Raw genomic sequence first — 25,983 nt, 5'->3', positions numbered from 1 at the left:
GTCACCACATCGTCACTGGGTCGTCACTGGGTCGCCAGCTCGATGTCCTCGGTGACCTGGTGGGGGGCTTCCACCGGTGGCCCGTCGACGTCGATCCGGACCCACTCGATGTCTCCGGTGAACGCACCGCGTGCGCACCGGTACCCGCCGACCACGGGGCTGCCCAGGTCGCAGCCGACGTCCGTGCTCGTGGCCGTGCCGAAGTAGTGCGGCACGGTCCGTTCGATGCGTGCGGACGCGAGCAGCTCGCCGTCGCAGTGCAGCTCGCCGATCCCGCCCCGGCCGAAGCCCTCACCCTCGTCCGGGACGAACCGGTACGAGACGACGTGCGAGCCGGCGCCGAGCGCGGTCGGTGCCGCGACGACGTAGCGCTCGCGGTCGAGCCAGTTGTGGCAGTACTCGAGGCGCCCGTCCCGCAGGTACAGCACCCAGCCGCCGAAGCGGCCGCCCTGGGACAGGATGACGCCGTCCTCGTCGTCCTCGCGAAGACTGAGCGCGGCGCTGACCTGGTGGGCCTTGTTCCGGACAGTCGGAACCGCGCTCTCGGCGAGCCGCGACATGCCCGGGTACAGCGTCATCGTGGTCCGGCCCGCCAGCGGGTCCGGTCGTCCCACGAGCTCGGTGTCGCGTCGCTCGCTGCGACGGTCGTCCATGGGGTAGACGAAGTTCCGCTCGGCCTCGGCCCGGAAGAGCTCCTGCAGCTCTCGCAGCTTCTCCGGCATGGCGGCCGCGAGATCGTGCGCCTGGCTCCAGTCGCCCGGTGCGTAGAGCACCCAGACGTCGTCCGCGAACGGGATGAGCTTCGACCGCCCGTTCCAGGGATTCGAGTGCTTCGTGCACGCCGACCATCCCTGGTGGAAGACGCCTCGGTTGCCGAAGATCTCGAAGTACTGCGTCGTGTGCTGGTCCTCGGCGGCGGCGTCGTCGAACGAGTAGGCGAAGCTCACCCCGTCGATCGGCTGCTGGTCGAAGCCGTTCACGGTCTTGGGGGCGGGCAGTCCGGCCAGTTCCAGGATGGTGGGGACCACGTCGATGACGTGATGCCACTGGTTCCGGATCTGTCCACCCTCAGGAATGCGGTCGGGATAGTGCGCGATCATTCCGACGCGCGTGCCACCCCAGTGGGAGGCGACGGACTTGGTCCATTGGTACGGCGTGTTCGTCGCGTGCGCCCAGCCGACCGGATAGTGGTTGTACGACTCCGGCCCCCCGATCTTGTCGAGGTGGGCGAGGACGTTCTCCGTCGAGTCGTGCAGTCCGTTGAGGCTGGCCACCTCGTTGGTCGTTCCCGGGATTCCGCCTTCGCCGGAGGCGCCGTTGTCCCCGAGAATGTAGAGGAACAGTGTGTTGTCGAGGGAATCGAGCTCGGTGAGGGCGTCGAGGAGGCGCGAGACCTCGTTGTCCGTGTGCTCGGCGAAGCCGGCGAACGCCTCCATCAGGCGGGCCGCCACGAGCTTCTCGTCCTCGCTGAGGTCGTTCCACGCCGGGATCTCGTCGTGCCGCCGGGTGAGCTCGCAGCCCTCCGGAACGACCCCGAGCGCGACCTGCGAGGCGAGGATCCGCTCGCGCTCGGCGTCCCAGCCCTCGTCGAAACGGCCGCGGTACTTCTCGATCCAGCTCGCCGGCGCGTGGTGCGGGGCGTGGGTGGCCCCGAACGACAGGTAGAGGAAGAAGGGTGAGTCCGGGGCGAGTGTGCGCTGGCTGCGGACCCAGGCGATGGCCTGGTCGGTGAGGTCGGTGCTGAGGTGGTAGTCCGGGTCCGAGGGGGGCTCGACCGGGCTGGTCCCCTCGTACAGGAGCGGCGACCACTGGTCCGCCTCTCCTCCGATGAACCCGTAGAAGCGCTCGAAACCCTCGCCCGTCGGCCAGCGGTCGAACGGGCCGGACGCGCTGGTCTCCCAGATCGGCGTCTGGTGCATCTTCCCGAAGGCCGCGGTCTTGTAGCCGTTGTGCTTGAGGACCTCGGCGATGGTCGCGGCGCTGCGGGGGCGCACCGACGTGTACCCCGGAACGGACGTCGCGAGTCCGGTGATCGCCGCCATGTTCACGGCGTGGTGGTTACGGCCGGTGAGGAGCGACTGGCGCGTCGGCGAGCACAACGCGGTGGTGTGGAACCGCGAGTACTTCAGGCCCCCCTGCGCGAGGCGCTCGGCTGCCGGCATGTGGCAGGGCCCGCCGAACGCGCTCGAGGCACCGAAGCCCATGTCGTCGAGCAGCACGATCACGACGTTGGGTGCGTCCCGAGGGGGCGCCGCCGTCTCGAGCGGCGGATGCACCGAGTTGCGCACGTCGGGCTCGGTGGAGGGGCGGCGCACCTGGTCGGGCAGCGGCAGCTGGAGACGGGGGTCGGTCGACGGAGACGTCACGAGGGTCCCTTCGGATGTGGCACGGCTCGGCTCGGAACAGCGCGGACGGCACGGACGGCCGCCGGGCCCGCGAGGACCCGACGGCCGTCCGTTCAGGTCCGCGGCGTCGCGCCGATCAGGTCGAACCTGATCACGCCGTCGTTCGTGGCCGGCAGCGTGGTGCCGAGCTTCTTGCTGTGCGCGTAGCGCTGGTTGGCCGAGTTGGTGGGAATCATGATCACGTCCCGGGCGGCGATCTGCTGTGCGGTGGCGTAGGCCTGCTTACGGGCCGCGGCGTCGTTCGTCAGGCGCACGCCCTCGAGGACGGCATCCATCTCGGGGTTGCTGTAGTTGGCCTTGTTCTGCTGGCCGCCGGTGTGCAGCAGCGAGTAGAAGTTCGGCTCGGGATCGGCGTAGTTGAGCTGCAGGTTGGCGAAGTCCCAGTTGCGCGTGACGTTCACGGCCTCGATCCGGGCGGCGGTCGTCACCGGCAGTACGGCGGCCTTGACGTTCGTGAACTGCGCGAGCCGCGCCTGGATGGCCTCCGCCACGGCACCCTCGGTGGTCCCGTTCTGCGTGGACATGATGGTGAAGTTCACCGGCTTGCCCTCGGCCGCGAGCTGGTCGAACAGCTGCTGGGCCTTCGCCTTGTCCCCGGTCGCCGGGCGGACGTCGGTGTAGAACGGCGAGCTGGGGTCGAACATGGACTTCGGGGCCGTCGGCTCGGCCGGGGCGATGACGGCGGTCAGCTCGTCGAGGTCGAGCGCCAGCGCGACCGCCTGCCGCGCCCGGACGTCGCTGAACGCGGGCGACTTCACGTTGAACATCCAGCCCCGGAACCCACTCACCGGGAACTCCGAGACGACCAGACCGGAGTTCTTCGCGTCGACCGCCATCTTCGGCGAGGTCTGGACGAGCAGGTCGGACTGTCCGGAGCGGACCGTGTTCAGCGCCTGGTTCAGGTCGGCGAGGACGTTGATCGTCACGGTCGCGACCTTGACCGAGGCGGCATCCACATAGGTCGGACTCTTCTTCAGCACGACCTGGGTGTCCCGGGCCCAGTTCTCGAGGACGTACGGACCGGCACCGACCGGACGGGTCGCGAAGCCCTTGGGGTCCTTGGCGTAGGCGGTGGGGGAGTAGATCATCCCCAGCGGCCCGGCCATGAGCTGGTCGAAGCCGAAGTTGGGCTTGCCCAGGGTGATGACGACCGTCGTCGGGTCCTTCACCGCGGTCGTGACGCCCGCGACGCTCGAGTACTGGTACGAGCCCTGGGCCTTGTCCGTGTGGCGGTCGAAGTTCGCCTTCACGGCGGCGGCGTCGAACACGGTGCCGTCGGAGAACTTGAGGTCCGGCCGGATCGCCAGGGTCCACACGGCCCCGCTCGCGTCCGGGGTGAGCGACGTGGCGAGCCAGGGCAGGATCTTGCCGGTCTCGATGTCCCGGTACACCAGGTTGCCGTAGAGGGCGGTCATGATGTTGCCGTCGTCCTGGACCTTCGCCGGGGTCCGACCCGGGTCCCAGCCGCCCGTGGCGGTGTCGAAGGCGGCGGAGAGGGTGAGGGCGTCGACCGTGGGTGTGGACGTGGCGGCGCCGCCGCCTCCGCACGCGGTGGTCAGTGCAGCCACCACCAGGACGGGCGCGAGCCAGCGGGCTCCGCGCCGGATGAATCCAGACATGGGCTACTTCTCTCCATTGAGATCGGGGATGCCCTCGCCCGTGCGTCGAACGGCACCCAGCCGGACTGCGCCCCTCAGCAGTCGGTCATCGCCGGACTTCCAGGTCACGCGTTGCGGCTACGGTAGGCACCGCCAAATGTCCGGTCAAGCATTACTGGAGGGTAACCTTCCGGCCGGTTCACGTCCGCCACCTGGCACTTTCCGGTACGTCATTCGACGGTTGTGTGGCCCGGCGGACATCGGAGTCGTCGGCATCGCACCCGAACGAGGACGTCGGTCCGCGCTCATCGTGCGACGACGGGTGCGGGGAGCTCCGCGAGGAACTCCAGCAGGGTCGCGGTGACCTCGGCGGGACGTTCCTGGGCGAGCCAGTGGCCCGCGTCCGGCACGATCCGGTCGACCCGCAGGTCGTCGATCAGCGCCCGTTGGGCCTGCCGGCCGTCCGGGTTGATCGACAGCACGATCTCCCGCTCGCCCGCCAGGAAGCCGGCGGGCTGCCGGATCCGGCCGTCGCCGTAGGCCGCGGCCTGGGCGGCGTTGGCCATCCCGTTGCGGTACCAGGAGACCGGGCCGAAGAACCCGCCCGCCCGGTAGGCGGCGGCGAAGCGTTCGAGCACGTCGTCGGGCAGGAAGGACAGCGGGCCCGGCGGTGGCTCGACCAGGCCCTCGCGCAGCCGCGAGGTGGCGGGCCGCGGGGTGAGCCACGCGTCCTGCGGGGCGCCGCCCGACAACGCGAAGAAGATGTGCCGCAGGGAGCCGTGCACGTCGGCCTCGAGCTCGGCCTCCGCGAGGCCGACCTCCTGGAAGTAGCGCACGTAGAAGAAGCCCTCGGTGTCCGTGGCGCTGCTGCGCGGGCGCGTGTCCGAGGGGATGTACGGCACGCCGATGGAGAAGACCCCGCGCACCGCGTCCGGGAACCGCAGGGCGCACCGCCAGGCGACGAAGGCACCCCAGTCGTCCCCGACCGCGACCCAGGTCCGGGCCCCGAGGTGCGCGGCGACGGCCGCCATGTCGTCCGCGAGCGAGTCCAGGTCGTAGGCCCCGACGTCCGCGGGCTTGCCGGAACCGCCGAAACCCCGCATGTCCGGCACGGCGACCGTGTGGCCCGCGGCGGCGAGCGGCGCGACCTGATGCCGCCAGGACAGCCCCAGCTCGGGCCAGCCGTGCATCAGGATCACCAGCGGGCCGGTGCCCGCCACCTGCACGGAGAGGGTCAGATCGCCGGAGGGGACCTCGATCCGGCTCGTGGTCGCGTCCACGTTCACGCCCCGGACCGGGTGTCGGTCGGCTGCGACGTCCGGGCGGCGCAGCCGCGTGCGGTACCGGCGCCGCACGAGATCATGCCCCTGCGCGTCACCGCTGAGCCCCTGGGTGTCACCGCTGACTCTCCTCCCGGATGGCGCGGACCGGCTGCGTCGCCGGGTGAATCGTCCGCGGCCAGGTGCGATGGTGCGTGGGTCACTAATTGGCCAGCCAGCACATTACTGAGGTCGCGTCGGCGGCGTCAACGCTCACGCCCGGTGCATCCGCTCCGGGGGCGGGCCGCGCCGGTGGGGCGCCATCCGTTCCTCGATGCAGAAGAGGCGCGACCCGGACCTGCGGGCGTGCCAGCATCGTGGTCGTGGACGAGGACGTCAGGATCGACAGCGGGATCCTCAGGGGCACCGCACGACCGGATCTCGGGGTCCGCAGCTTCCTGGGAATCCCGTACGCGGCCCCGCCGACGGGCGCGAACCGTTGGCGGCCACCGCGACCCGTCGTGCCCTGGGCCGGTGTCCGGGACGCGACCGAGTTCGGACCGGCGAGCTGGCAGCTCGCACCGCCCTCGGGCTCGCTCTTCTCGGGGCAGGAGTCCGTCTTCGACGAGGACTGCCTGACCCTCGACGTCTGGACGGGGCCGGCGGGTGACCACGACCGTCCGGTGATCGTGTGGGTCCACTTCGGGGCCTTCACCTTCGGCTCGGCGAGCAACCCCCTCTACGACGGCGCCCGCCTGGCGAGCCGGGGGATCACCGTGGTGACCATCCAGTACCGGCTCGGGCGGCTCGGGTTCCTCGCCCACCCGGGGCTCTCGGCCGAGACCGGGTACGGCGGTTCCGGCAACTACGGGCTCATGGACCAGATCGCGGCACTCGAGTGGGTGCAGCGCAACATCGAGGCCTTCGGCGGCGATCCGGGCAACGTCACGCTCGGCGGCGTCTCGGCGGGTGGGGACAGCGCCCAGAAGCTGCGCTGCTCGCCCCTGGCCCGGGGGCTCTTCCACCGGGTCATCGCGCACAGCGGGCCGGGGGTCGCGCCCGCGATCGACGGTCCGGGGAACCCCGCGTACGCCTCGACCCTGCGGGCGGCCGAAGAGGCGGGCGTCGAGCTCTTCGCGTCCCTCGGGATCGGCTCGGTGGCGGACGCGAGGACGCTGGATCCCGAGGTCATCGTGCGCGCCGACCTGCCCCGGGGCCGCGGGGCGTGGGTCTCGGACTCCGCTCCCGGCGGCCTCAGCATGCATCGGTACGACGCCGGCTATCCCGTCGTCGACGGGTACGTGCTCACCGAACCCGTCCAGCGTTCCTTCGAGCAGGGCCGCGCGGCGGACATCCCCGCCCTGGTCGGGAACGTGGACGACGAGCAGGGCGGCGCCCGCTACCTGCCGACCGTGGCCGCGTACCGCGCCTACCTCGCGGAGAAGTTCGGCGACCGCGCCGGGGAGGCGTTCGCGCTCTACCCGGCCGCGGACGACACCGCCGTCAGGCGGGCGAGCTGGTCGCTGGCCGGCGACGAGATCTTCGTGATGCCCTCGTGGAACGCGGCGATCCTGCACAATGAGAACCTCGGGGCGCCCGTCTGGCACTTCCGGTTCGCCCGGCGGCCGCCCGTCCCGCCCGCCCCCGCGGTGCTGGAGGGTGCGGACGTGGGCGCCTTCCACACCGCCGACGTGCTCTACCTCTTCGGGACGTACGCGGATCGCGACTGGGCCTGGACCGACCCGGACCGGGCTCTGGCCGAGCGCATCCAGCGCGCGTGGATCTCCTTCGCCCGGTGCGGGGACCCCACGGACGGCGGGGAGATCGAGTGGCCGGTCTTCGACGGCCGGTCGCCGATCACGAAGGTGTGGGACCTCGAGGACACCGTGGCGGACATCCTCGACCGCCGCCGGCTCGCCTTCTGGCAGGCCTACTGGTCCGGCCCCGGATTCGTCGGCTGAGCGGGCCCCGCAGGCGCGTGCCTGCGGGACCCGCACTCCGGCTAGAGCCAGCGCGGCAGCGCCGGCAGCTCGGATGCGGTGTGCCGCCCGGTGAGCCAGCCCGCGGCCGTGGCCAGGGGCAGGTCGAGCCGGGTGACGGGCGGGTCGCCGGCGAGCTCGTGGTGCGTCCGGGGGGTGGTGAGGACGATCGCCGGTCCGGGACGGGAGCCCCGCCAGCCGGCGACGTCGTCGAGGAGGGCGGCCAGGAAGTCCTCGGGGAGGTCCCCGAACGTGGTCCCGGTCCCGAGGTCGACGGCGTGCACACAGGTCTCGCGGGCACGCATCCAGGTGGTCTCGCTCGCGGGGACCACCCGCCCCTGCGCGGTGACCACCTCGTGGTCCCACGCCTGCTCGGGGAGCTCGTCCATGGCCCGCGAGAGGGCCACGGCAGACTCACGGACCCAGTCGCGGAGATCGGGTCGGGCGGCACCGGCGGCGATGTCGGCGGTGCGCTGGTCGGGCGAGCTGTACATCGGGGTCTCGACCCCGGTCCGGGCCCAGGCCAGCAGCCGTCCGACGGCCTCCGCGTTCGAGGCGACGTGCGCCAGCAGGTGCCGGCGGCTCCACCCCGGCAGCGCGCAGTCGTCGTCGAGGTCGGCCTCGGTCAGCCCGTCGATCCCCTTGAGCAGCAACAGGAAGCCGTCGTCCGCCCACCCGCGGGCGCGGGCCCCGGCCGTCATGCCGGGATCGCCGCGCCGGCCCGCACGGGGTTGTGCTGGCTGCCGAGCAGCTGGATCTCCGTGCCGAGGACGACGCCGTCCCGGAGGTAGCGGGGTGGCTTGCGGGCGTGCCCGACCCCGCCCGGCGTCCCGGTGGCGATGACGTCGCCGGGGTTGAGGGTGAGGATCGTCGAGATGTAGGCGACCAGCGCGACCGGGTCGAAGACGAGATCGGCGGTGTTGGCGGACTGGACGGTCTCGCCGTCGACCGTGCACCGGAGGTCGAGGGCGGGGCGGACGCCACCGGGGAGCTCGTCGGGGGTCACGAGCTCCGGCCCCAACGGCGTGGTCGCCTCGAAGGTCTTGCCCTGCAACCACTGCGTGGTCCGGTACTGCCAGCCACGCATGGTGACGTCGTTGAGCACGGCGAAGCCGGCGATCGCGGCCGCGGCGTCGTCCTCGCCGGCCCTGCGCACGGGCGCCCCGACCACGACGGCCAGCTCGGCCTCCCAGTCGACCGCCTCGGCCTCGGTGTCGAGACGGACCGGGTCGCCCGGCCCGATGAGGGCCTCCGGGAACTTCGCGAAGAGGGTGGGGTGCGCAGGCAGGTCGCGGCCCATCTCGAGGATGTGCGTCCGGTAGTTCAGCCCGACGCACAGTATCTTGCCCGGCCGCGGCACGACCGGGGCGACGTCCGCTCCCGTGAGCTCGTGCCGGATCCCGTCGGCGGCCTCGGCGCGGGCCCGCCAACCGGGGTCGGCGAGCAGGGCCCCGACGTCCGGGGCGTCGATCTCGACCGCGTGCTCGCCCTCGACGCGGGCGGCTCGGGTGCCTGCGGCGGTGCGAAGGGTCATGAGTCTCACGCGTTGTCCTCCAGGGCGTTTCCGGGTCAGCGGGGTTCGGGCGCTGCAGCTGCGCCGACCTGGACGCGGTCGAGGTGCAGGCGCTCGAGGATCGGGGAGTCGGAGAAGCGGAAGAGATCCAGGCCGGTGTCCGCGGTGATCGTCAGCGGCACCCAGGACGGGACCACCACGAGGTCGCCCCGGGTGACACCCCAGTCGCGGTCCCCGACGCGCACCCGGCCGGCACCGTCGAACACCTGCCAGACCGACGAACCGACCTCGCGGCGCACCGCGGTGCGCGCTCCGGCGGCGAGCCGGTGCATCTCCGCCCGCAGGGTGGGCATGACGTCGCCGCCCGTGGCGGGGTTCGAGAACCGGACCGCCGCGTGACCGGGCTCCACGACCCCCGGATGCCCTTCCCGCTCGAGGGCGAGCTGGTCGGCCAGGGCGGCGTCCGTGTGCTCCCAGCGGTACGCGGCCATCGGCGAGCTCGTGGAGGGCCCCGGGGAGGCGACCGGCCTGAGGCCGGGATGGGCCCACAGCCGTTCGGCCCGGGACCGGTCCGGTGCGGAACGGTCGGGGACCTGGTCGGGGCCCGTCTCGAAGAAGGCCGATCCGATGTGGTGGACGAAGGGGATGTCGAGCCCGTCCAGCCAGGCCATGGGCCGGTCGCTCCGGTTGTGGTGGCCGTGGAACTGCCATCCCGGCGTCAGCAGGAAGTCACCGCGTCGCATCGCGACCGGGTCGCCGTCGACCACGGTCCACACCCCCTCGCCCTCGACGACGAACCGGAAGGCGTTCTGGGTGTGCCGGTGGACCGGGGCGTCCTCGCGCGGGTTGAGGTACTGGATCGCCGCCCACAGCGTCGGCGTGGCGAAGGGGGCGCCGCCCAGGCCGGGATTGGCCAGGGCGATCGCCCGGCGCTCACCGCCCCTGCCCACGGGGACCAGGTCGCCGGACCGCTCGGCCAGCCGGAGCAGCCTCTCCCACCGCCACACGTGGGCCTGTGCCGTGGGCCGCGGCGTCGTCGGCATCAGGTCGCCGATCTCCGTCCACAGCGGAACGAGCAGCTCCTCCTCGAACCCGCGGTAGAGAGCGTCGAGCTCCGGCGAGGGATCGGGCTGTCCAGGGCCCACGTCGGCGTGCAGGGAGACCGGGGAGGAGAGGGAGGTCATGCGGGGCGTTCCTTCCGGCGACGGGTTCGGTCGCGACGCGGACGCTACGGACGTCCCACCCGCGGGGCGCCGAGGTTCTGGCTAGCAGAACGTGCTGTTGCGAAGCCGGCTCGGACGGTAGACGGGTTCTAGCCGATGGGAGGACGAATTCCTTTATGCAGAACAAGCCGCGATACAGCATCGAGTCGGTGAACCACGCGCTGGTGCTCGCCACCGCGCTGGCGCAGGAAGGCCCGATGGGCGTCGCCGACGCCGCAGCACGCCTCGGCGTGGCCCGGTCCACCGCTCATCGCCTGCTGGCGATGCTGGTCTACCGGGGATTCGCCGAGCAGGACGACGATCGCCGCTACGTCCCGGGCCCGATGTTGCGCGGCGCGCTCGGCGAGCCGGTGTCGCAGCTGAGACGGGTGGCCCTGCCCCTGCTCCAGGTCCTGATGACCCGCTCCGGCGAGACGGTGCACCTGCTGGTGGTGCAGGGCAGGCGGGCGCGCTTCGTGCTCTCGGTCGAGTGCGACCGGGTGCTGCGCGTCGGTGACCGGGTGGGGCGCGAGCTGCCCGCGCACCTCACCTCCGCCGGCCGGGCCGTCCTGGCGACGTGGCCGGAGGCCCGGGTGGTGGACGCCTACGGCGGGGGCGACCCGCCCGATCCCGGCGGGCCCGACATCGACGGGCTGATGCGGGACCTCCACCGCATCCGCAAGCAGGGCTTCGCCGTGAACGACGGCCTCACCGAGGAGGGCCTCACCGCGATCGGACGTGCCGTGCGGGTGTTCGAGGAGCCACCCGTCGTCGGCATCGCGATCGCGATGCCGACGGCGCGCTACCGGGCCGCCCGCCTCACCGGGTACGTCGACGCCCTGACGGAGACCGCCCAGCTGATCGAGTCGGCGCTCGCCGCACCGGGCTGAGCCGGACGGGACGGCCCCACGTTCTTGCTAGCAGAACTACGAATGGGGCGTGCCAGAACGTGAGTACCGTCCCGGCAATCCAGGTGGAGCTGGCCGGGCCGCTCGCACTACCAGCCGCTGCCCGTGCGCCCAGATCCGTGGTTCCGGCGCAAGCCGAATGAGTTCAACGGAGTTCTCAATGACCAGAGTTCCGACCAACGCCGGTGTCGCCGACCCCTCGGCTCCGCCCGCTGCCCGTCGACGCACGCTCGCGCTGACCGCCGTCGGCAACGTCTTCGAGTGGTACGACTTCACGGTGTACGGGTTCTTCGCACCCGCCATCGCCGCGACGTTCTTCCCCAAGCAGGACTCGCTGGCCGCGCTCCTGTCGACCTTCGTCGTCTTCGTCATCGGGTTCCTCGCCCGACCGGTCGGTGGCCTGATCTTCGGCCGGCTCGTCGACCGCAGGGGCCGTAAGTCGATCATGCTCTTCTCGATGCTGCTGATGGCGGGCGGAGCGCTCCTGATCGCGGTCGCCCCGGGCTACGCCACCGCGGGCGTCCTGGGGACGATCATCGTGGTCCTCGGCCGCATGTGCCAGGGGCTCTCCGCGGGCGGGGAGCAGGGCTCCGCCGGGATGTTCCTCGTCGAGTGGGCGGGGCCGGGCCGGCGGGCGTTCTTCGGCAGCTTCCTCAACTCCGCGGCGACGACCGGCGTCCTGCTGGGTGCGCTGCTGGGCGCGCTGCTGACCTCGACCCTCGGCACGGCGACGGTCAACGCCTGGGCCTGGCGGATCCCGTTCTTCCTCGGTGCCGTCCTGGCCCTGGTGGTCTTCTTCCTCCGCCGGGAGGTCGAGGAGTCGCCCGTCTACCGCGAGATCCGGGCCGCGCACGAGTCCGGCCAGACCGTGGAGGACCCCGCGGCCGTCCGGCGGATGCCCAACGGTGCCATCTTCTTCGTCCTGCTCGCGTTCACCGCGCTGTGGACCACGACGACCTTCATCACGCTCACCTACATGCCCACCTTCGCGTTCGCGATCGTCGGCGTGAACGCCTCCGGCTCGTTGTGGGCCACGGCGCTCGGCGCCGGGCTGACGGCGGCGCTCATCCCGCTCGGCGGGTACGTCTCCGACCGGGTCGGCCGGCGGCCCGTGATCCTCTTCTCCGCGATCGGCTACCTCGTCCTGACCGTGCCCCTCTTCGCGCTCATCACGACGACGAAGGAGTTCTGGGCCGTCCTGCTGCTCGAGTTCGTGCTCGCCTTCTTCTCCGCGCCCATCCTCGGTGTGGGCATCGCCGTGTTCGTCGAGATGTACCACGGGCGCAACCACGGGTTCCTGGTCACCGTCACCCTGGCTGTGGGCGTCACGCTGTTCGGCGGCTTCGGGCCGTACATCTGCACCTGGCTGATCAGCCTGACGGGCCAGCCCCTCTCCGCGTCGTACTGGGTGGTCGCGGTCGCCCTCCTCACGCTCATCTCGACCATCTTCATCCCGAAGGACCTGCACACGCGCCCGCTCTCACGCTGAGGCGCCTCGCGCTCCCGCGCGACGATCGACAAGGAGACTGGAGCCACATGCTGAGCCAGAACACCTTCCAGCTGGGGCTGTTCGCCCTCAACTGCTCCAACGGCATGACCATGACGAAGGCGCCGGAGAGGTGGCAGAACACCTGGGACAACAACGTCCGGGCGGCGCAGCTGGCGGACGAGGCGGGCATCGAGTTCCTGCTCCCCGTCGGGCGCTGGCGAGGGTACGGCGGCGAGACGAACAGCCAGAACAGCAACTTCGAGCCCATCACCTGGGCGACCGGCATCCTCGCGCAGACCAGGAACATCCGCGTGTTCTCCACGACGCACTGCGCGCTGATCCACCCTGTCTTCGCCGCCAAGCAGATGGCGACGGCGGACCACGTCGGTCACGGGCGCTTCGGGCTGAACGTCGTGGCGGGCTGGAACGCCGCCGAGTTCTCGATGTTCGGGCAGGCGCTGAAGGAGCACGACGACCGGTATGCCTACGCGCAGGAGTGGCTGGACATCGTCACGAAGGTCTGGTCCGAGCCGGAGCTGTTCGACCACAAGGGCCGGTTCTTCGATCTGGTGGGTGTGGAGGGCCAGCCGCATCCGGTGGGCCGGCCGGTCGTGATGAGCGCGGGAATCTCCGCCGCCGGGAGCGCCTTCGCCGCCCGCAACGCCGACGCGCTCTTCATGGTGATCAACGACCTCGACAGCATGGGGGAGAAGGTGGCCGAGGTGAAGCGCGTCAACCCCGGCCGCCCGTTCGGCGTCTTCGCCAGCAGCCACCTCGTCTGCCGGCCGACCCGCACGGAGGCCGAGGACTACTACCACTACATCGTGGACGAGATGGGCGACTGGGAGGCCGCGGACAACATGGCCGCCGGGCGCCTGACGGCCCAGTCGTCCTCGGCGGACCAGCTGCAGGCCCACGCGATGAAGCGCCGCAACATCGGCGGTTCCGGCACGTGGCCCGTCGTGGGCAGCTACGACGACGTCGTCGACATGTACGCCAGGCTGAGCGCCGGCGGCCTGCAGGGCGTCGCCGTCGGGCTCATCAACTACATCGACGAGTTCCCCCACCTGCGCGACGAGGTGCTCCCACGGATGGAGCGGCTCGGCCTCCGCCTGCCCGTGGCGCCCGAGGGCCACGAGGACCCGGCGCGGACCAAGGCCTACGCGTAGCCGGCGGGACGACGAGACAGGGAGACCTCGCGAATGAAGGTAGTGGTTGTCGGTGGCGGCATCGGCGGGCTGACGCTCGCCCTGTCGCTCCGGGCGCGCTTCGCGGACGTGGACGTCCACGTCTACGAGGCCGCGCCCGTGTTCAAGCCGCTGGGGCTCGGCATCAACCTGATGCCGCACTGCGTCCGCGTCCTCACCGGGCTCGGGCTGGGGGACGTGCTCGGCGAGGTGGCCGTCGAGGCGCAGGAGTTCGTCTTCGCCACGCACAACGGCCAGATCATCTACCGCGAGCCGACCGGACTGTATGCGGGGCACGCGTACAGGCACTTCTCGATCCACCGGGGTGACCTGCACACGGTGCTCCTCAACGCTGTGATCGAGCGCCTCGGCGAGGACCACGTCCACACCGACCACCGGCTCGTGAGCGTCGCGCAGGACGACTCGACGGTCACGGCGACCTTCGCCGACGCCGCCGGCGCGGTGATCGGGCCGGTCGAGGGCGACATCCTGGTCGGCTGCGACGGGGTGCACTCCGTGGTGCGCAAGACCTTCTACCCGGACGAGGGCGCCCCGGTCTTCCACGGCATCAACATGTGGCGCGGGGTCACGCGGATGCCGCCGTTCCTCAGTGGAGGCAGCGCGACCCGCATCGGCGCGCTCTTCCTCACGGGCAAGCTCGCCGTGTACCCGATCCGCAACGACATCGATGCCGAGGGGAACCAGCTCGTCAACTGGATCGCCGAGATCAACACCGAGGAGCAGGCGCCCGTCGACTGGAGCGCCGCGGGCGACGTCCACGACTTCCTGCACTACTTCGAGGACTGGAAGTTCGACTGGCTCGACTGCGGCGAGCTGCTGCGGGACGGCGAGAACGTGCTCTCCTACCCGATGGTCGACCGGGACCCGGTCGACCGGTGGAGCTTCGGCCGGATCACGCTCCTCGGCGACGCGGCGCACCCGATGTACCCGCGTGGCGGCAACGGTGGCGCCCAGGCCATCCTCGACGCCGAGGCGCTCGCGAAGGCACTCGAGTCCGCGACGGACCCGCGGGACGGGCTGGTCGCGTACCAGGACGAGCGGCTGCCGGTCGTGAACAACCTGGTGCTGACGAACCGGACGACGCCGCCGGACACGATCATCGAGGTCGTGGAGCGGCGGACGAACGGCGAGCCCTTCGAGAACCTCCACGACGTGATCTCGCAGGAGGAGATCGAGGAGATCAGCCACCGGTACCAGCGCGCCGCGGGCTACGACAAGGAGTCCGTCGCGCGCAAGTGAGGCCGCCCCCGGCGAGAACGGAAGAGGGACGCAGCCCCCGGGCCGCGTCCCTCTTCCGTTCCCCCCGGGGTTCAGCTCACGCCGAGCTCCTTCGGCGGGGTCACCAGGACCTCGGCCCCGCCCGGCCGGACGACCATGCTGCCGCCGTACATCAGCCCGACGTCGGAGCGCCAGGACTGGTCGTGGAGGTCGATGTTGTTGCCGAAGTGCATCCCCTCCTCGAGCACGAGGTGGCCGATCCGCGCGCCGTTGAGCGAGTCGGACCCGTACCCCGTGTCGTAGACGACCGTGGGGAACTCGGGGGAGGCCAGGCCCATCGCGTGGAAGCCGAGCTCGATCCAGTTGATCCCGGCCCGTTCCGCCGGCTTGCGGATCTCGCGGATGGCCTCGTCGATGGTCTTGCCCGGGACCAGGGCGGCCCGGCTCGCCTCGAAGCACTCGAGCGCGACGTCGAAGATCCGGTAGAGCGGGTCGGGGACCCGGGACCCGATGTGGCAGCTGTACTCGGTGTGGACGAGGTAGCCGCCCCACTTCGTGTGCCACTCCGCGACGATGAGGTCGCCCTCGCTCAACGGGCGGGTCGTCGGGACCATGGGCTGGTCGGAGCCGTGCAGCAGGTGCCAGAGCTCGCTGTCCGGGTGCTCGGCGGGACCCGAGGCGAACAGGTTGAAGACGTTGGGCTCGCCGCCGTTCGCGATCTGCGTCCGGATCATCTCGGCGTAGACCTCCGCCTCCGTGGCGCCGGCGCCCGCGGCGGACACGAGGGCGTCGAGGGTCTTCTCCGCGACGACCGCCGCGGAGCGGAGCATCCCGATCTCCTCCTCGCTCTTGACCACGCGCAGCCGCTGGAACGCGTAGCCGAAGTCGACCAGCGTGGCGTCGGGGAGGAGCGCGTCCAGGGCCGCCCGGTCCCCGGAGAGGATCGTGGAGGTCGTCTGGATCGTCGAGGAGAAGCCGACCAGGCCCAGCCGGGCCCGGCCGAGCCCGCGGTCCTTCAGCTCGGCCGCGAGCTCGGGGATCCCGTGGCCGATGCGCAGGTCGTCCACCCAGCCGTGCAGCGCCTCCTGGAAGTGGAAGGGCTGGCTCATGTGGGCGACCGCGTTGTAGAGCACCGGGTCCCGGTCCAGGAAGAACAGCGCGCTCGACCCCATCTTCGCGCCGGAGCCCGTGAGGTAGCGGATGTTCGCGATCCCCATGTCCCAGTAGATGTCGTTGCCGAGCAGCACGAGCGCGTCGATGCCGGCCATCAGCATGTCCTTGCGCAGCGCGTCCCAGCGCCGGTCGCGTTCCGCGCGGCTGAGGTGCGGGTGGTGGTCGCCGGGGACCTTCGACGGCCTCGCCCCCCGGGGGACGGGGTGCGGTGGGAACGGGGGGAGGAGGTTCAGCGCTCGGACCTCGGGTCCGAGGTTCGGCGGGATCCCGGTGACGTACTCGAGGTCCGGCGTGTCGTCGTTGCCTGTCGTGGCCATGCGTCCTCGTCCTCCGAATCGACGGCGTACGCCTCATCGTGACCATCGGGGGGCGCACGCACGCCGAACTTCTGCTCGGTGGAACCGGGCCGTGACCCGCGCACTCCTTGTCGGCGGACCACCCATGGGGGAGGATCGACACCTCATTCCGGAGAGGAGGCCGGGGCCATCACGCAGGGCAGCTTCGAGTACCACAAGCCGACGTACGCCGTGAACTCGATCGACAACGCGCTCCGCGCCATCCACATCCTCCGCGACTTCGGTTCCGCGCGGGTCTCGGACGTCGCGAAGGTCCTCGGCGTCGCCGACTCGACCGCGCACCGGATCATGGCGATGCTGGTCTTCCACGGCTTCGCCGTGCAGGACGACGACCGGCGCTACTGCGCGGGGCCCGCCCTGAGCGCCCCCGTCATCTCGTCGGAGCTGGCCCGCGACATCGACGCGCTCGCCCATCCGACCCTCGAGGCCCTGGCCGAGGCGTACCGCGAGACGGTGTGCCTGGCCACCCGCGTCGGCGTGCACACCCGGGTGCTGCACTCCGTCGAGCCGTCGGATCCCGACCACGTCCCCGAGCGGACCGGGAACGTGCTGCCCGCCCACCTCAGCGCCGCCGGGCGCGCGCTCCTCGCGCTGCTGCCCGAGGAGCGGGTGGAGGCCCTCTACCGGGGCGCGGCCGCCGAGGCGCGCGGATGCCTGCTCTCCGACCGCGACTACCGCAACCTGCTCGAGGAGTGCGACCGCACGCGCCGGCGGGGGTTCTCGCGGTGCCTGGAAGGCATCAACCGGGGCATCTCGGCGATCGCGGTCCCGGTCACCACGCCCTACGCCCCACCCGTCGCGGTGGTCGTCAGCACGCCGTCGGAACGCCTCTCCGAGCTCTACCGGACCCCGGAGCGCCGGAGCCTCATCTTCGCCGCCCGGGACGAGCTGGCGGCCACGCTCGCACTGCGGCTGGCACCGGCCGACGCGCAGCCGGGTCGGATCGCCTGACCGGCGGGCGGTGCGTACGTCGGATGACGGCGGCAGGTTACGTCAGCCGACGACATCGACGGATGCACGGCCTCACCGAGGCTGGTCGGACCGTCCTGCCGAGGAGAGCCGATGCCCGCACACGTCGCCGTCGCCGCGTGGCGCCGGTGGTTCAGGACCCACCCGGCCGCCCGTGAGGTGCGGGCGTGAGCGGTCCGACGCCGACAGCCGTCGCCGAGCAGACCGCACGGGCGATCCAGACCGTGCCGGCGCGGTTCATGGTGGCGGCGGAGACCCACTCCCGGGCGGCCGAGCTCGGGTACACCGTCCACCTGTCGTTCCAGGTGTGCGGCCGCGGGGGAGTGCTGGGCGAGGTCGACGCGGACGTGGTCGCGGCCGGGATGGTGTTCATGCACCCCGCCGTCGTCCGGCGGGCCTGGGACGCCGGGGCCGCCGTCCTGCCGCGACCGGACGCGGCCGGCGTCTTCGCCGACTCCGCGCACGTCTGGGCCCGTCGCCACCTGACCGCGGACCCCGCCTGGGACCGGCTGGCCGAGCTCGCGGAACGGGTCGTGCGGGGTGCCCACTGCGCGGCGGCCCCGGTGTTCGCGGGATGGCGCAGCCTGCCGGTTCCCGGGGACGGCCGGGAGGCCGCCGTGCACCACCTCAACGGGCTGCGCGAGCTGAGGGCGGCGCGGCACGCCGTCGGCGTGCTGGCCGCCGGGCTGGTTCCCGGCGAGGCGGTGTGTCACCGTCACCCCGGCATCGCCCCGGACTTCGGGTGGTCGGTGGAGAGCGACCTGGCGGGGATCGACCCGGAGGACTGCGGGAGGCGCTGGGCGGCGGCGGAGGCGACGACCGACGAGCTCTTCGCGCGGGACCTGTCGATCCTGGACGGTCCGGACCTCGAGGAGTTCTCCACCCTCGCGCAGCGCCTCCACTCCGAGCTGAGGGGCCGCAGGTAGCGGCTACCGGTCGACGAGCTCGACGAGGGTCGCGTTCGCCGTACCGCCGCCCTCGCACATCGTCTGCAGGCCGTAGCGGATGTCGTTGTCGCGCATGTGATGGATCATCTTGGTCATCAGGCTCACGCCGGACGCCCCGAGCGGGTGTCCGAGGGCGATTGCGCCGCCGAGCGGGTTCACCAGTGCGGGATCCGCGCCGATCTCCTCCGTCCAGGCCAGCGGCACCGGCGCGAAGGCCTCGTTGACCTCGAACACCCCGATGTCGGACAGGGCCACCCCGCTCCGCTTCAGCAGCCGTTCGGTGGCCGGGATGGGCGCGGTGAGCATGAGGACCGGGTCCGCGCCCGCGACGGCGCCCGAGTGGTAGCGCACCAGCGGGGTCAGGCCGAGGTCGCGGGCCCGCTCGGACGACATCACCAGGAGCGCGGCGGCGCCGTCGGAGATCTGGGAGGAGTTGCCGGGGGTGAGGACCCCGTCCTCGCTGAACGAGGGCTTGAGCCGGGCGAGCGACTCGACGGAGCTCTCCCGGAGGCACTCGTCGACGGCGAAGGTCCCGCCCTCGACGTGGACCGGCTCGATCTGGTCGGCGAAGGCGCCGCTCGCGCGCGCCGCGGCCGCCTTCTCCTGGGACTCCACGGCGAACTCGTCGAGCCGGCGCCGGGACAGGCCCCAGCGCTGGGCGATCAGCTCCGCGCTCACGCCCTGGTTGAACCCGAACCCCTCGTAGCGGGCGCTCATGCGAGGGCCGTAGGGGAACCCGGCGGCCCGGGTCGCGCCCATGGGCACCCGGGTCATCGACTCCACACCGGCCGCGACGACGACCTCGGCCTGGCCCGCCATGACCGCGTGCGCCGCCTGGTCCAGCGCCTGCTGGCTCGATCCGCAGGCCCGGTTCACGGTGACGCCGGGGATGGCGTCGGGCCACCCGGCGGCGAGGACCGCGTAGCGCCCGACGTTGCCGCCCTGGTCCGCGTACTGGGTGACGCATCCGAGGACGACGTCGTCGACGAGCGACGGGGAGATCCCCGCCCTGAGGATCAGGGCGTTCAGCACGTCCGCCGCCAGGTCCACGGGGTGGGCGTCTCGCAACGCGCCGTTGCGCTTCCCGTGCGCTGTGCGGACTGCCTCGACGATGACCGCGTCCGTCATGGGTGATCCTCCGTGCTAATTGGCCGACTGGTGACAAAGTACGTCACGGTCAGCCTGGCACGAAGGCGCCTTGTAATTAACCGGCTAGTTAGGTAGAACTCGCCTATGAACGTGGCACAGGTGCCCCTGGTCGACTACCTCAGGCTGGGGGAGGGCGAGCCGCACCTGGTCGTCCACGAGTGCCAGGGGTGCGGCGCCCGGTACTTCGACCGTCGCAACGCGTGCGCGCGGTGCACGGGGGACGCCTTCGAACGCGCCCCGGTGGCGCGGGAGGGTGTGGTCGTGTCCTTCAGCATCGTGAGCGTCGCCCCGCCCGGGCTCGAGGTGCCGTTCGTCGCGGTGATGGTCGACTGCGGCGGCACCCTGGTGAAGGGCAACCTGCGGGGGACCGCGCCCGAGATCGACAACGTCCGGCTGGGCCTTCCCGTTCGGCTGACCACCTACTCGTTGGGGGTGGACCCGACCGGCGCCGAGGGCGTCGGCTTCGCCTTCGTCCCCGCGGACGCAGGAGAGCGCGATGTCTGAGGACGTCTGGATCGTCGGGATCTCCATGACGAAGTTCGGGAAGCACCCGGACAAGGACACGATCGACCTGGCGTCGGCCGCGACCCGCGACGCGTTGGCGGACTCCGGCCTGACCATGGCCGACGTCGGGGTGATCGGTGCGGGCAACCTGCTCGGCGGACCCCGCTGCTTCGGCCAGGACCTGCAGAAGCAGATCGGCCAGACCGGTGTCCCCGTGTACAACGTCGCCAACGCCTGCGCCACCGGCGCCACCGCGTTGCGCACCGCGGTCATGGCGATCCGGGCCGGTGAGGCGGAGGTGGGCCTCGCGGTCGGCGCGGAGAAGTTGTCCGGTGCCGGCCTGCTCACCGGCGGCCACGCGACGGAGGCCGGCGGTTCGTGGACCCCGTCCGGGCGCGTCGGGGCGATCGCCGACCTGGACGGGCGGGTGGGCACGGAGACCATGCCGGGTGTGTTCGCCCAGATCGGCATGGACTACGGGCACCGCTACGGCGGCGTGACGTTCGAGCTGTTCGCGCGGATCGCGGAGAAGAACCACGCGCACTCGACGCTCAACCCGCTGGCCGCCTACACGAAGCGCATGTCGGTGGACCAGATCATGGGCGACGTCATGATCGCCTACCCCAACACGCGCTCGATGTGCTCGGCCAACTGCGACGGGGCGGCGGCCGCGGTCCTGGTGTCCGACCGCCGGCTGCGGCAGCTCCCGCTCGCGCAGCAGCGCCGGGCGGTCAAGGTGTCGGCCTCGGTGCTGCTGACGGACCCGTACGCCGACGGCTGCCAGGTCCTGCCGGACATCAACACGGTGAGCCGCAACGCCGCGACCGTCGCCTACGAGCAGGCCGGCGTGGGGCCGGACGATCTCGACCTCGTCGAGCTGCACGACTGCTTCGCCACGGCGGAGCTGGTGCACTACGACAACCTGCAGCTCTGCGAGGAGGGCGGCGCCGTCGACTTCTTCCTCTCCGGCGCCACCTGGCGGGACGGGCGCATGCCGGTCAACGTCTCGGGCGGCCTCGAGAGCAAGGGGCACCCGGTCTCGGCGACCGGGATCGCGAACGTCTACGAGATCTGCCAGCACCTCCGCGGCGAGGCGGGCGACCGCCAGATCGAGGGGGCCCGGGTCGGCCTGGCGCACGTCATCGGGCTCGGCTCCGCGTGCGGGGTCCACATCCTGGAGCGGGCCGCCGCCTGAGCGCGGCTCCCGGCCTACCCAGCAGCACCACCATCCGAGGAGCATCGATGGAGTACGTCCCGCTCGGCCGGACCGGCCTGTTCGTGTCCCGGCTCGCCCTGGGGGCCATGACGTTCGGCGAGGGCGGCGGCCCGCTGCAACGCCTCGACGAGCAGGGGGCGGCCGCCTTGGTGGGTGAGGCGCTCGACCGCGGGATCACCTTCTTCAACACGGCGGCGACCTACTCCGGCGGCAGGTCCGAGGAGATCCTCGGGAAGGCGCTGCGCGCGCACCGCGACGAGGTCGTCATCGCCACGAAGGTCTCCGGCAACACGGCGGCCTCGCCGGCCGAGCGCCGCCTGTCCCGGCGCCACATCCACCGCTCCGTGGACGCCAGCCTGCGCCGCCTCGGCACCGACCACATCGACGTGTACCTGGCGCACAACTTCGACCCGGTGACGCCGCTCGAGGAGACCCTCGAGGCGTTCGACTCGATCGTCCGCCAGGGCAAGGTGCAGTACCTGGGCTTCAGCAGCTGGCCCGCCTGGGCGGCGGCCGAGGCGCGGGGCATCCAGGAGCGCAACGGCTGGCACACGTTCTGCGCGTCGGAGAGCTACTACTCCCTGGTCGGTCGCGACCTCGAGCACGAGCTCATCCCGTACTGCGAGCACGCCGGCATCGGTGTCCTGGCCTGGAGCCCGCTGGCGATGGGCTTCCTCGCGGGGCGCTACACCCGGGGCGACATCGGCGAGCAGGCCGGCCGGTTCGCGTCCTACGACGTCGTCCCGCCGTTCGATCTCGAGCACGGGCACGACGTCCTCGACGTCGTCCGCGAGATCGCCGCGCACCACGGCGCCACGCCCGCCCAGGTGTCGCTCGCCTGGATCCTGACGCGGGACGTCGTGAGCAGCATCCTGGTCGGCGCCAGCAGCCTGACGCAGCTCACGGACAACCTCGGTGCCGTCGACCTGGCTCTCACGCCGGCGGAGATCGAGAGCCTGGACAAGATCACCACCCCGCCCCCGATCTACCCGGGGTGGATCAGGCAGGCGATGGCGGAGCGGCGGGTGCGGCAGGGCCAGCCGACCGACTCCGACGTGAAGATCCGGATCTGAGCCCCGGACGACGACGGGAAGGGGGACGGCGCCCGGCGCCGTCCCCCTTCCCGTCGCTCCGTCACCGTCCGGTGAAGCGCGGCGTCCGCCGCTCCTTCCCGGCATCGACCCCCTCGCGGAAGTCGTCGGTCTTGCGCAGCCAGATCTGCTGCTCGCCCTCGTGGAGCGTCGCGTCCCGGAAGGCCTCGGCGAGGCTGCCCCGCATCGTGCGCCGGATCGACTGCACGGCGAGCGGCGCCGACGAGGCGATCTCGGCCGCGTACGTCCGCGCCGCGGGGCGCAGGTCCTCGGCGTTGTCCACGAGGATGTCGCACAGGCCGATCTCCCGGGCCCGGGTCCCGTCGATGCGCCGGCCCGTGTACATGAGGTCCAGCGCTGTCTGGTTGCCCACGATGCGCGGCAACGTCAGGGTGAGCCCGAACCCGTGGTGGAAGCCGAGCTGGGCGAAGTTGGAGGTGAAGCGCGAGGTCGGCGCCGCCACCCGGAAGTCCGCGCTGCAGGCCAGCCCCAGTCCGCCGCCGATCGCCGCGCCCTGGACCGCCGCCACGACGGGCTTGGAGTACCGCATCAGGCGCACGGCCTCGCCGTAGAGCGCGTCGGACCCGCCGGTCGGCGGCGTGTAGCCGCCGGCGAAGTTCGCCCCCGCGCAGAAGTTCTTCCCCTGGGAGCACAGGACCAGGACGCGGCAGGAGTCGTCCGCGTCGAGCGCCTCGTAGGCGTCCGCGATGTCCTTGATCAGCTCCACGTCGAAGAAGTTGTGGGGCGGGCGCTGGATCTCCACGACGGCGACATGGTCGTCCCCCACGGTGACCTCGACATCTCCGAACCGCTCTGTCACGGCTTCTCCACTCCTGCTCGCGGTTGTCTAGTTGCCCTGGTAGCTGCCGGGCCGGCGCTCCCTGAAGCTGGCCACCGCCTCGAGGCGGTCCTTCTGCGCGCGGTCGGCCCGCACGATCGCGGCCGTCTCCAGGCGCAGGGCGTCCTCCAGCAGGGCGTCCGTGCTGCGCTTGAGCACCTGCTTGCTGGCCCGGACGGCGAGCGGCGGCAGGGCCGCGATCCCGGCCGCGAGCTCGAGTGCCGCCGCGACGCACGTGTCCCCGGGGGCCAGCCGGTCGAGCAGGCCCACCCGGTGGGCCTCCTCCGCCCGCATCTCGCGCGCCGTGAGGATCAGGTCCGCGGCGCGCGCGTAGCCGAGGACGCGGGTCAGGGTGTAGGTCATGCCCGCGTCGGGGCTCAGCGCCCGCTCGACGAAGGCGGTCCGGAACCGCGTCCGCTCGTCGCCGACCCGCAGGTCGGCGCTCAGCGCCAGGCTCATGCCCGACCCGGCGGCGATCCCGTTGACCGCGGCGATCACCGGCTTGTCGAGCCGGTCCAGCGCGAGCGCGCGGTCCCCGGCGCTCGCGAACTCGTCGAGCAGGACGTTCTGGGCCGAGACGGGCCCGGCCCCGGTCAGGCCGCCCACGTCGCCGCCCGAGCAGAATCCCCGCCCCGCCCCCGTGACGACGAGGACCCGGACGTCGTCCGTCTCGTGGACGCTGCGCACCAGGTCGTGCAGGTCCCGCCGGAGCTCCTGGTCGATCGCGTTGAGGACGGCGGGCCGGTTCAGGGTCGCCAGCAGGACCGCACCGTGGACCTCCAGCTCGATGGTGCTCAGAGTCAGGTCCTCCGGGGTCGTCATGCGGACACCGTAACCCGACAACAAACTGGACGTCCAATTACCTTGGTTCCGTGCCGCGGGGCGGCCACCGTGGTGTCGGTGGGCGCGGCGGGAACCGGCCGGCTGGTAGCCTTCCCGCCCACGAGCGGATGGTGGGCCGGACCTGGATCGCTGTCCCCGCGGGAGGAGGGTCCACGGTGACCACCAGCAGGAGGCCCGCCGGGCAGCCGAGCAGGCGCGGGCCCGGCCGCCCCCCGGACGCGGACGGCGAGGAGACGCGCCGGGAGATCCAGCGTGTCGCGCGAGGGCTCTTCGCCACCCACGGGTACGCGGGGACGACGACCCGGATGATCGCCGACGAGGTCGGGGTCACCACGGCGGCCCTGCACCACTACTTCGGCCGCAAGACGAACCTGGTCCTCGCCCTGTGGTGGTCGACGACGGACACCGAGTACCTGCGCCTCACCGAGGCGATCGACGCCGTCGACTCGTTCGCCGGGAAGGTGGCGGCGCTGCTGGACGCGACCGTGGCCTCGATCCGCGCGGATCCCGAGTCCACGAGGTTCATCGTCTCCATCCGGGAGGACGCCCGCCGCACGCCGGAGCTCGCCGAGATCGTGGCGGACAACCGGCTCGCCGCGCTGATCAGGGGGCTGGTCGGTCGGGGCGTGGCGGAGGGAGTCGTGGACGAGGCCACCGCGCCGGCGGTGCGGGGGACGCTGGCCGCGCTCCTGCTCGGCATCACGACGATGTCGACCGACCTCAGCGTGGAGCGGATCGACCAGATGACCCGCGGGAGCCGCCGGCTGCTCGACGGCACGCTCTTCCAGCTGCGTCCGGGCGTGACCGCGCACCAGCGCTAAGCGCGCCGCGCCGACACATGACCGTGTTGACCTGCGAATACTTCTCGCGGCTTGTAACTGATTATCCGGCCAGTTAGTATTCGTCCGGTCCACTGATCTTTCGAGGAGCGCAGATGACGACGGACCCCGTCGACACCGAGATCCCGGTCACTCCCTTGTCGGTCCCGGGTAGTCGGTACCCGACCGGTTGGTTCCAGGTGGCGTGGTCGGACGACATCAAGCCGGGCGGGATCAAGCAGGTCTCCTACTTCGGCACGAAGATCGTGCTGTGGCGCGGCAACTCCGGTGAGCTGTTCGCCTCCGACCCGTACTGCCTCCACCTCGGGGGCAACCTGGCGGTCAACGGCGAGGTCTCGGGAGACGAGATCGTCTGCCCGTGGCACCACTGGCACTGGAACGGCGAGGGCCGCAACACCCTCATCCCGTACAGCAAGCAGACCTGCAAGCCGAACCTGAAGCTGCGCACGTGGCACCTGCGCGAGTGGAACGGCATCGTGCTCCTGTGGCACGACGTCGGCCGGTGCGAGCCGACCTGGGAGCCGCCGGTCTACGAGGGGCTGGGGACGGACGACTACTTCCCCTTCACCGAGGATCGGCGCTACCAGTCCCGGATCGTGGCCCATCCGCAGATGATCGTGGAGAACGGTGCCGATCCCGCCCACGTGATGTACATCCACGGTGGCGGCGAGATGCCGGAGTACGACAACATCACCGTGGACGGTCCACTGTGGTCCGCCGACGTGATGATCGCCTACGGTGCCGGCAAGGAGTCGACCTGGCTCACCCCGGACGGCGGGATGCAGGTCAAGGTCGGCTTCCGCAACTACGGCCTCGGTCTGGGCGGCACGCTGTGGCCGAAGGAGTTCATGTCCGCGGTGATGCTGATGTGCAACACCCCGGTCGACGAGACCCACACCGACCAGTTCTTCTGCATCACCGGCAAGAAGAGCTCGCCCGAGGAGACCGAGGCGCCGCGGCGCCTGGTGCGCTTCTTCCAGCACCAGAAGCACACCAACGAGCAGGACTACTTCACGTGGGAGCACATGAAGGTGGTCGGCCGCCCGAACCTCGCCCCGGAGGAGGCGCTGCCGCTCGCCAGCCTGCGCCGGTGGGCCTGGCAGTTCTACCCGCATCTCGAGCAGCCGGCGCCTCGCGTGCCGAGCTCGAACGGCACCGACGGTGCGGGGCACGACGGCACGAACGGCGCGGCCGCGCTGGGTACCCCGGCCAAGGAGCAGGCGTCCCTGTGACGTCCTGACGATCGTGCTCCCCGCGACAGGCACCGGGGTCCCACCAC

The 25,983-nt window shown here is 71.6% G+C and carries 22 protein-coding genes; 12 read left to right on the top strand and 10 right to left on the bottom strand.

Annotated elements, in window-relative coordinates; all coding sequences use genetic code 11:
- Nucleotides 1–23: 23 nt before the first annotated feature.
- From ABD324_RS01190 to ABD324_RS01180, 3 genes are all read right to left on the bottom strand, one after another.
- Nucleotides 24–2,366: an arylsulfatase gene (locus ABD324_RS01190; protein WP_344411611.1), complete on the bottom strand. Its 2,343-nt coding sequence runs from the start codon at nt 2,364–2,366 to the stop codon at nt 24–26.
- Between the two features lie 92 nt (nt 2,367–2,458).
- Nucleotides 2,459–4,024: an ABC transporter substrate-binding protein gene (locus ABD324_RS01185; protein ID WP_344411610.1), complete on the bottom strand. Its 1,566-nt coding sequence runs from the start codon at nt 4,022–4,024 to the stop codon at nt 2,459–2,461.
- Between the two features lie 284 nt (nt 4,025–4,308).
- Nucleotides 4,309–5,289: an alpha/beta fold hydrolase gene (locus ABD324_RS01180; RefSeq protein WP_344411609.1), complete on the bottom strand. Its 981-nt coding sequence runs from the start codon at nt 5,287–5,289 to the stop codon at nt 4,309–4,311.
- 356 nt (nt 5,290–5,645) lie between these two features.
- Here ABD324_RS01180 and ABD324_RS01175 point away from each other — a divergent pair, with 356 nt between their 5' ends.
- On the top strand, nt 5,646–7,223 hold the full coding sequence (locus tag ABD324_RS01175; RefSeq protein WP_344411608.1) for a carboxylesterase/lipase family protein: 1,578 nt from the start codon (nt 5,646–5,648) through the stop codon (nt 7,221–7,223).
- Between the two features lie 41 nt (nt 7,224–7,264).
- Here the strand turns inward: ABD324_RS01175 and ABD324_RS01170 are convergent, their stop codons facing one another.
- From ABD324_RS01170 to ABD324_RS01160, 3 genes are read right to left on the bottom strand one after another with little or no spacing between them, the layout of a single operon-like run.
- A complete protein-coding gene (locus tag ABD324_RS01170; protein ID WP_344411607.1) occupies nt 7,265–7,942 on the bottom strand; it encodes a maleylpyruvate isomerase family mycothiol-dependent enzyme in 678 nt (225 codons plus the stop codon).
- The gene (locus ABD324_RS01165) at nt 7,939–8,784 is read right to left on the bottom strand and encodes a fumarylacetoacetate hydrolase family protein (protein WP_344411606.1); all 846 of its coding nucleotides are present in this window, start codon (nt 8,782–8,784) and stop codon (nt 7,939–7,941) included. Before ABD324_RS01165 ends, ABD324_RS01170 begins: the two co-directional genes overlap by 4 nt.
- A 26-nt stretch (nt 8,785–8,810) precedes the next feature.
- Nucleotides 8,811–9,938: a cupin domain-containing protein gene (locus ABD324_RS01160; protein ID WP_344411605.1), complete on the bottom strand. Its 1,128-nt coding sequence runs from the start codon at nt 9,936–9,938 to the stop codon at nt 8,811–8,813.
- 188 nt (nt 9,939–10,126) lie between these two features.
- On the opposite strand from ABD324_RS01160, the gene ABD324_RS01155 reads away from it, so the two are divergent.
- The 4 genes from ABD324_RS01155 (at nt 10,127) to ABD324_RS01140 (ending at nt 14,800) form a co-directional block, all read left to right on the top strand.
- On the top strand, nt 10,127–10,846 hold the full coding sequence (locus tag ABD324_RS01155) for an IclR family transcriptional regulator (RefSeq protein ID WP_344411604.1): 720 nt from the start codon (nt 10,127–10,129) through the stop codon (nt 10,844–10,846).
- 178 nt (nt 10,847–11,024) lie between these two features.
- Entirely contained in the window at nt 11,025–12,353 is a 1,329-nt protein-coding gene (locus tag ABD324_RS01150) for an MFS transporter (RefSeq protein ID WP_344411603.1), read from the top strand.
- A 47-nt stretch (nt 12,354–12,400) separates the two neighbouring features.
- The gene (locus ABD324_RS01145; RefSeq protein WP_344411602.1) at nt 12,401–13,522 is read left to right on the top strand and encodes an LLM class flavin-dependent oxidoreductase; all 1,122 of its coding nucleotides are present in this window, start codon (nt 12,401–12,403) and stop codon (nt 13,520–13,522) included.
- 33 nt (nt 13,523–13,555) lie between these two features.
- On the top strand, nt 13,556–14,800 hold the full coding sequence (locus ABD324_RS01140; protein ID WP_344411601.1) for a flavin-dependent oxidoreductase: 1,245 nt from the start codon (nt 13,556–13,558) through the stop codon (nt 14,798–14,800).
- 71 nt (nt 14,801–14,871) lie between these two features.
- Here the strand turns inward: ABD324_RS01140 and ABD324_RS01135 are convergent, their stop codons facing one another.
- Nucleotides 14,872–16,269 (bottom strand): M24 family metallopeptidase, encoded by a 1,398-nt coding sequence (locus tag ABD324_RS01135; protein WP_344411600.1) that lies wholly within the window; start codon nt 16,267–16,269, stop codon nt 14,872–14,874.
- 210 nt (nt 16,270–16,479) lie between these two features.
- Here ABD324_RS01135 and ABD324_RS01130 point away from each other — a divergent pair, with 210 nt between their 5' ends.
- Nucleotides 16,480–17,259 (top strand): IclR family transcriptional regulator, encoded by a 780-nt coding sequence (locus ABD324_RS01130; protein WP_344411599.1) that lies wholly within the window; start codon nt 16,480–16,482, stop codon nt 17,257–17,259.
- A 185-nt stretch (nt 17,260–17,444) separates the two neighbouring features.
- Nucleotides 17,445–18,203, top strand: coding sequence for a helix-turn-helix domain-containing protein (locus ABD324_RS01125; RefSeq protein ID WP_344411598.1), 759 nt, complete (start codon nt 17,445–17,447; stop codon nt 18,201–18,203).
- Between the two features lie 3 nt (nt 18,204–18,206).
- Here the strand turns inward: ABD324_RS01125 and ABD324_RS01120 are convergent, their stop codons facing one another.
- Nucleotides 18,207–19,352 carry a thiolase family protein gene (locus ABD324_RS01120; protein WP_344411597.1) on the bottom strand — a complete coding sequence of 382 codons (1,146 nt, stop codon included), beginning with the start codon at nt 19,350–19,352 and terminating at the stop codon, nt 18,207–18,209.
- Between the two features lie 111 nt (nt 19,353–19,463).
- Between ABD324_RS01120 and ABD324_RS01115 the strand changes: the two genes are divergently transcribed.
- From ABD324_RS01115 to ABD324_RS01105, 3 genes are read left to right on the top strand one after another with little or no spacing between them, the layout of a single operon-like run.
- Nucleotides 19,464–19,877, top strand: coding sequence for an OB-fold domain-containing protein (locus ABD324_RS01115; RefSeq protein WP_344411596.1), 414 nt, complete (start codon nt 19,464–19,466; stop codon nt 19,875–19,877).
- The gene (locus ABD324_RS01110; protein ID WP_344411595.1) at nt 19,870–21,072 is read left to right on the top strand and encodes a thiolase family protein; all 1,203 of its coding nucleotides are present in this window, start codon (nt 19,870–19,872) and stop codon (nt 21,070–21,072) included. Before ABD324_RS01115 ends, ABD324_RS01110 begins: the two co-directional genes overlap by 8 nt.
- A 47-nt stretch (nt 21,073–21,119) precedes the next feature.
- Nucleotides 21,120–22,166, top strand: coding sequence for an aldo/keto reductase (locus tag ABD324_RS01105; RefSeq protein WP_344411594.1), 1,047 nt, complete (start codon nt 21,120–21,122; stop codon nt 22,164–22,166).
- Between the two features lie 61 nt (nt 22,167–22,227).
- Here the strand turns inward: ABD324_RS01105 and ABD324_RS01100 are convergent, their stop codons facing one another.
- The gene (locus ABD324_RS01100; protein WP_344411593.1) at nt 22,228–23,004 is read right to left on the bottom strand and encodes an enoyl-CoA hydratase/isomerase family protein; all 777 of its coding nucleotides are present in this window, start codon (nt 23,002–23,004) and stop codon (nt 22,228–22,230) included.
- Between the two features lie 27 nt (nt 23,005–23,031).
- On the bottom strand, nt 23,032–23,844 hold the full coding sequence (locus ABD324_RS01095) for an enoyl-CoA hydratase/isomerase family protein (RefSeq protein ID WP_344411592.1): 813 nt from the start codon (nt 23,842–23,844) through the stop codon (nt 23,032–23,034).
- Between the two features lie 176 nt (nt 23,845–24,020).
- Here ABD324_RS01095 and ABD324_RS01090 point away from each other — a divergent pair, with 176 nt between their 5' ends.
- Nucleotides 24,021–24,686, top strand: a complete 666-nt coding sequence (locus tag ABD324_RS01090; RefSeq protein ID WP_344411591.1) for a TetR/AcrR family transcriptional regulator — start codon at nt 24,021–24,023, stop codon at nt 24,684–24,686.
- Between the two features lie 113 nt (nt 24,687–24,799).
- The gene (locus tag ABD324_RS01085) at nt 24,800–25,936 is read left to right on the top strand and encodes an aromatic ring-hydroxylating oxygenase subunit alpha (RefSeq protein WP_344411590.1); all 1,137 of its coding nucleotides are present in this window, start codon (nt 24,800–24,802) and stop codon (nt 25,934–25,936) included.
- The last annotated feature ends 47 nt before the right edge of the window (nt 25,937–25,983 follow it).

The organism is Pseudonocardia ailaonensis, assembly GCF_039531635.1.
Taxonomy (GTDB): Bacteria; Actinomycetota; Actinomycetes; order Mycobacteriales; family Pseudonocardiaceae; genus Pseudonocardia; species Pseudonocardia ailaonensis.
This window is presented reverse-complemented; position numbering and strand designations above follow the sequence as displayed.

Coding starts and splice junctions, on each gene's coding strand:
- ABD324_RS01185 (WP_344411610.1), bottom strand. CDS start 4,024: ATGTCTGGATTCATCCGGCGCGGAGCCCGCTGGCTCGCGCCCGTCCTG.
- ABD324_RS01170 (WP_344411607.1), bottom strand. CDS start 7,942: ATGACGGCCGGGGCCCGCGCCCGCGGGTGGGCGGACGACGGCTTCCTG.
- ABD324_RS01160 (WP_344411605.1), bottom strand. CDS start 9,938: ATGACCTCCCTCTCCTCCCCGGTCTCCCTGCACGCCGACGTGGGCCCT.
- ABD324_RS01150 (WP_344411603.1), top strand. CDS start 11,025: ATGACCAGAGTTCCGACCAACGCCGGTGTCGCCGACCCCTCGGCTCCG.
- ABD324_RS01145 (WP_344411602.1), top strand. CDS start 12,401: ATGCTGAGCCAGAACACCTTCCAGCTGGGGCTGTTCGCCCTCAACTGC.
- ABD324_RS01140 (WP_344411601.1), top strand. CDS start 13,556: ATGAAGGTAGTGGTTGTCGGTGGCGGCATCGGCGGGCTGACGCTCGCC.
- ABD324_RS01135 (WP_344411600.1), bottom strand. CDS start 16,269: ATGGCCACGACAGGCAACGACGACACGCCGGACCTCGAGTACGTCACC.
- ABD324_RS01120 (WP_344411597.1), bottom strand. CDS start 19,352: ATGACGGACGCGGTCATCGTCGAGGCAGTCCGCACAGCGCACGGGAAG.
- ABD324_RS01110 (WP_344411595.1), top strand. CDS start 19,870: ATGTCTGAGGACGTCTGGATCGTCGGGATCTCCATGACGAAGTTCGGG.
- ABD324_RS01105 (WP_344411594.1), top strand. CDS start 21,120: ATGGAGTACGTCCCGCTCGGCCGGACCGGCCTGTTCGTGTCCCGGCTC.
- ABD324_RS01095 (WP_344411592.1), bottom strand. CDS start 23,844: ATGACGACCCCGGAGGACCTGACTCTGAGCACCATCGAGCTGGAGGTC.
- ABD324_RS01085 (WP_344411590.1), top strand. CDS start 24,800: ATGACGACGGACCCCGTCGACACCGAGATCCCGGTCACTCCCTTGTCG.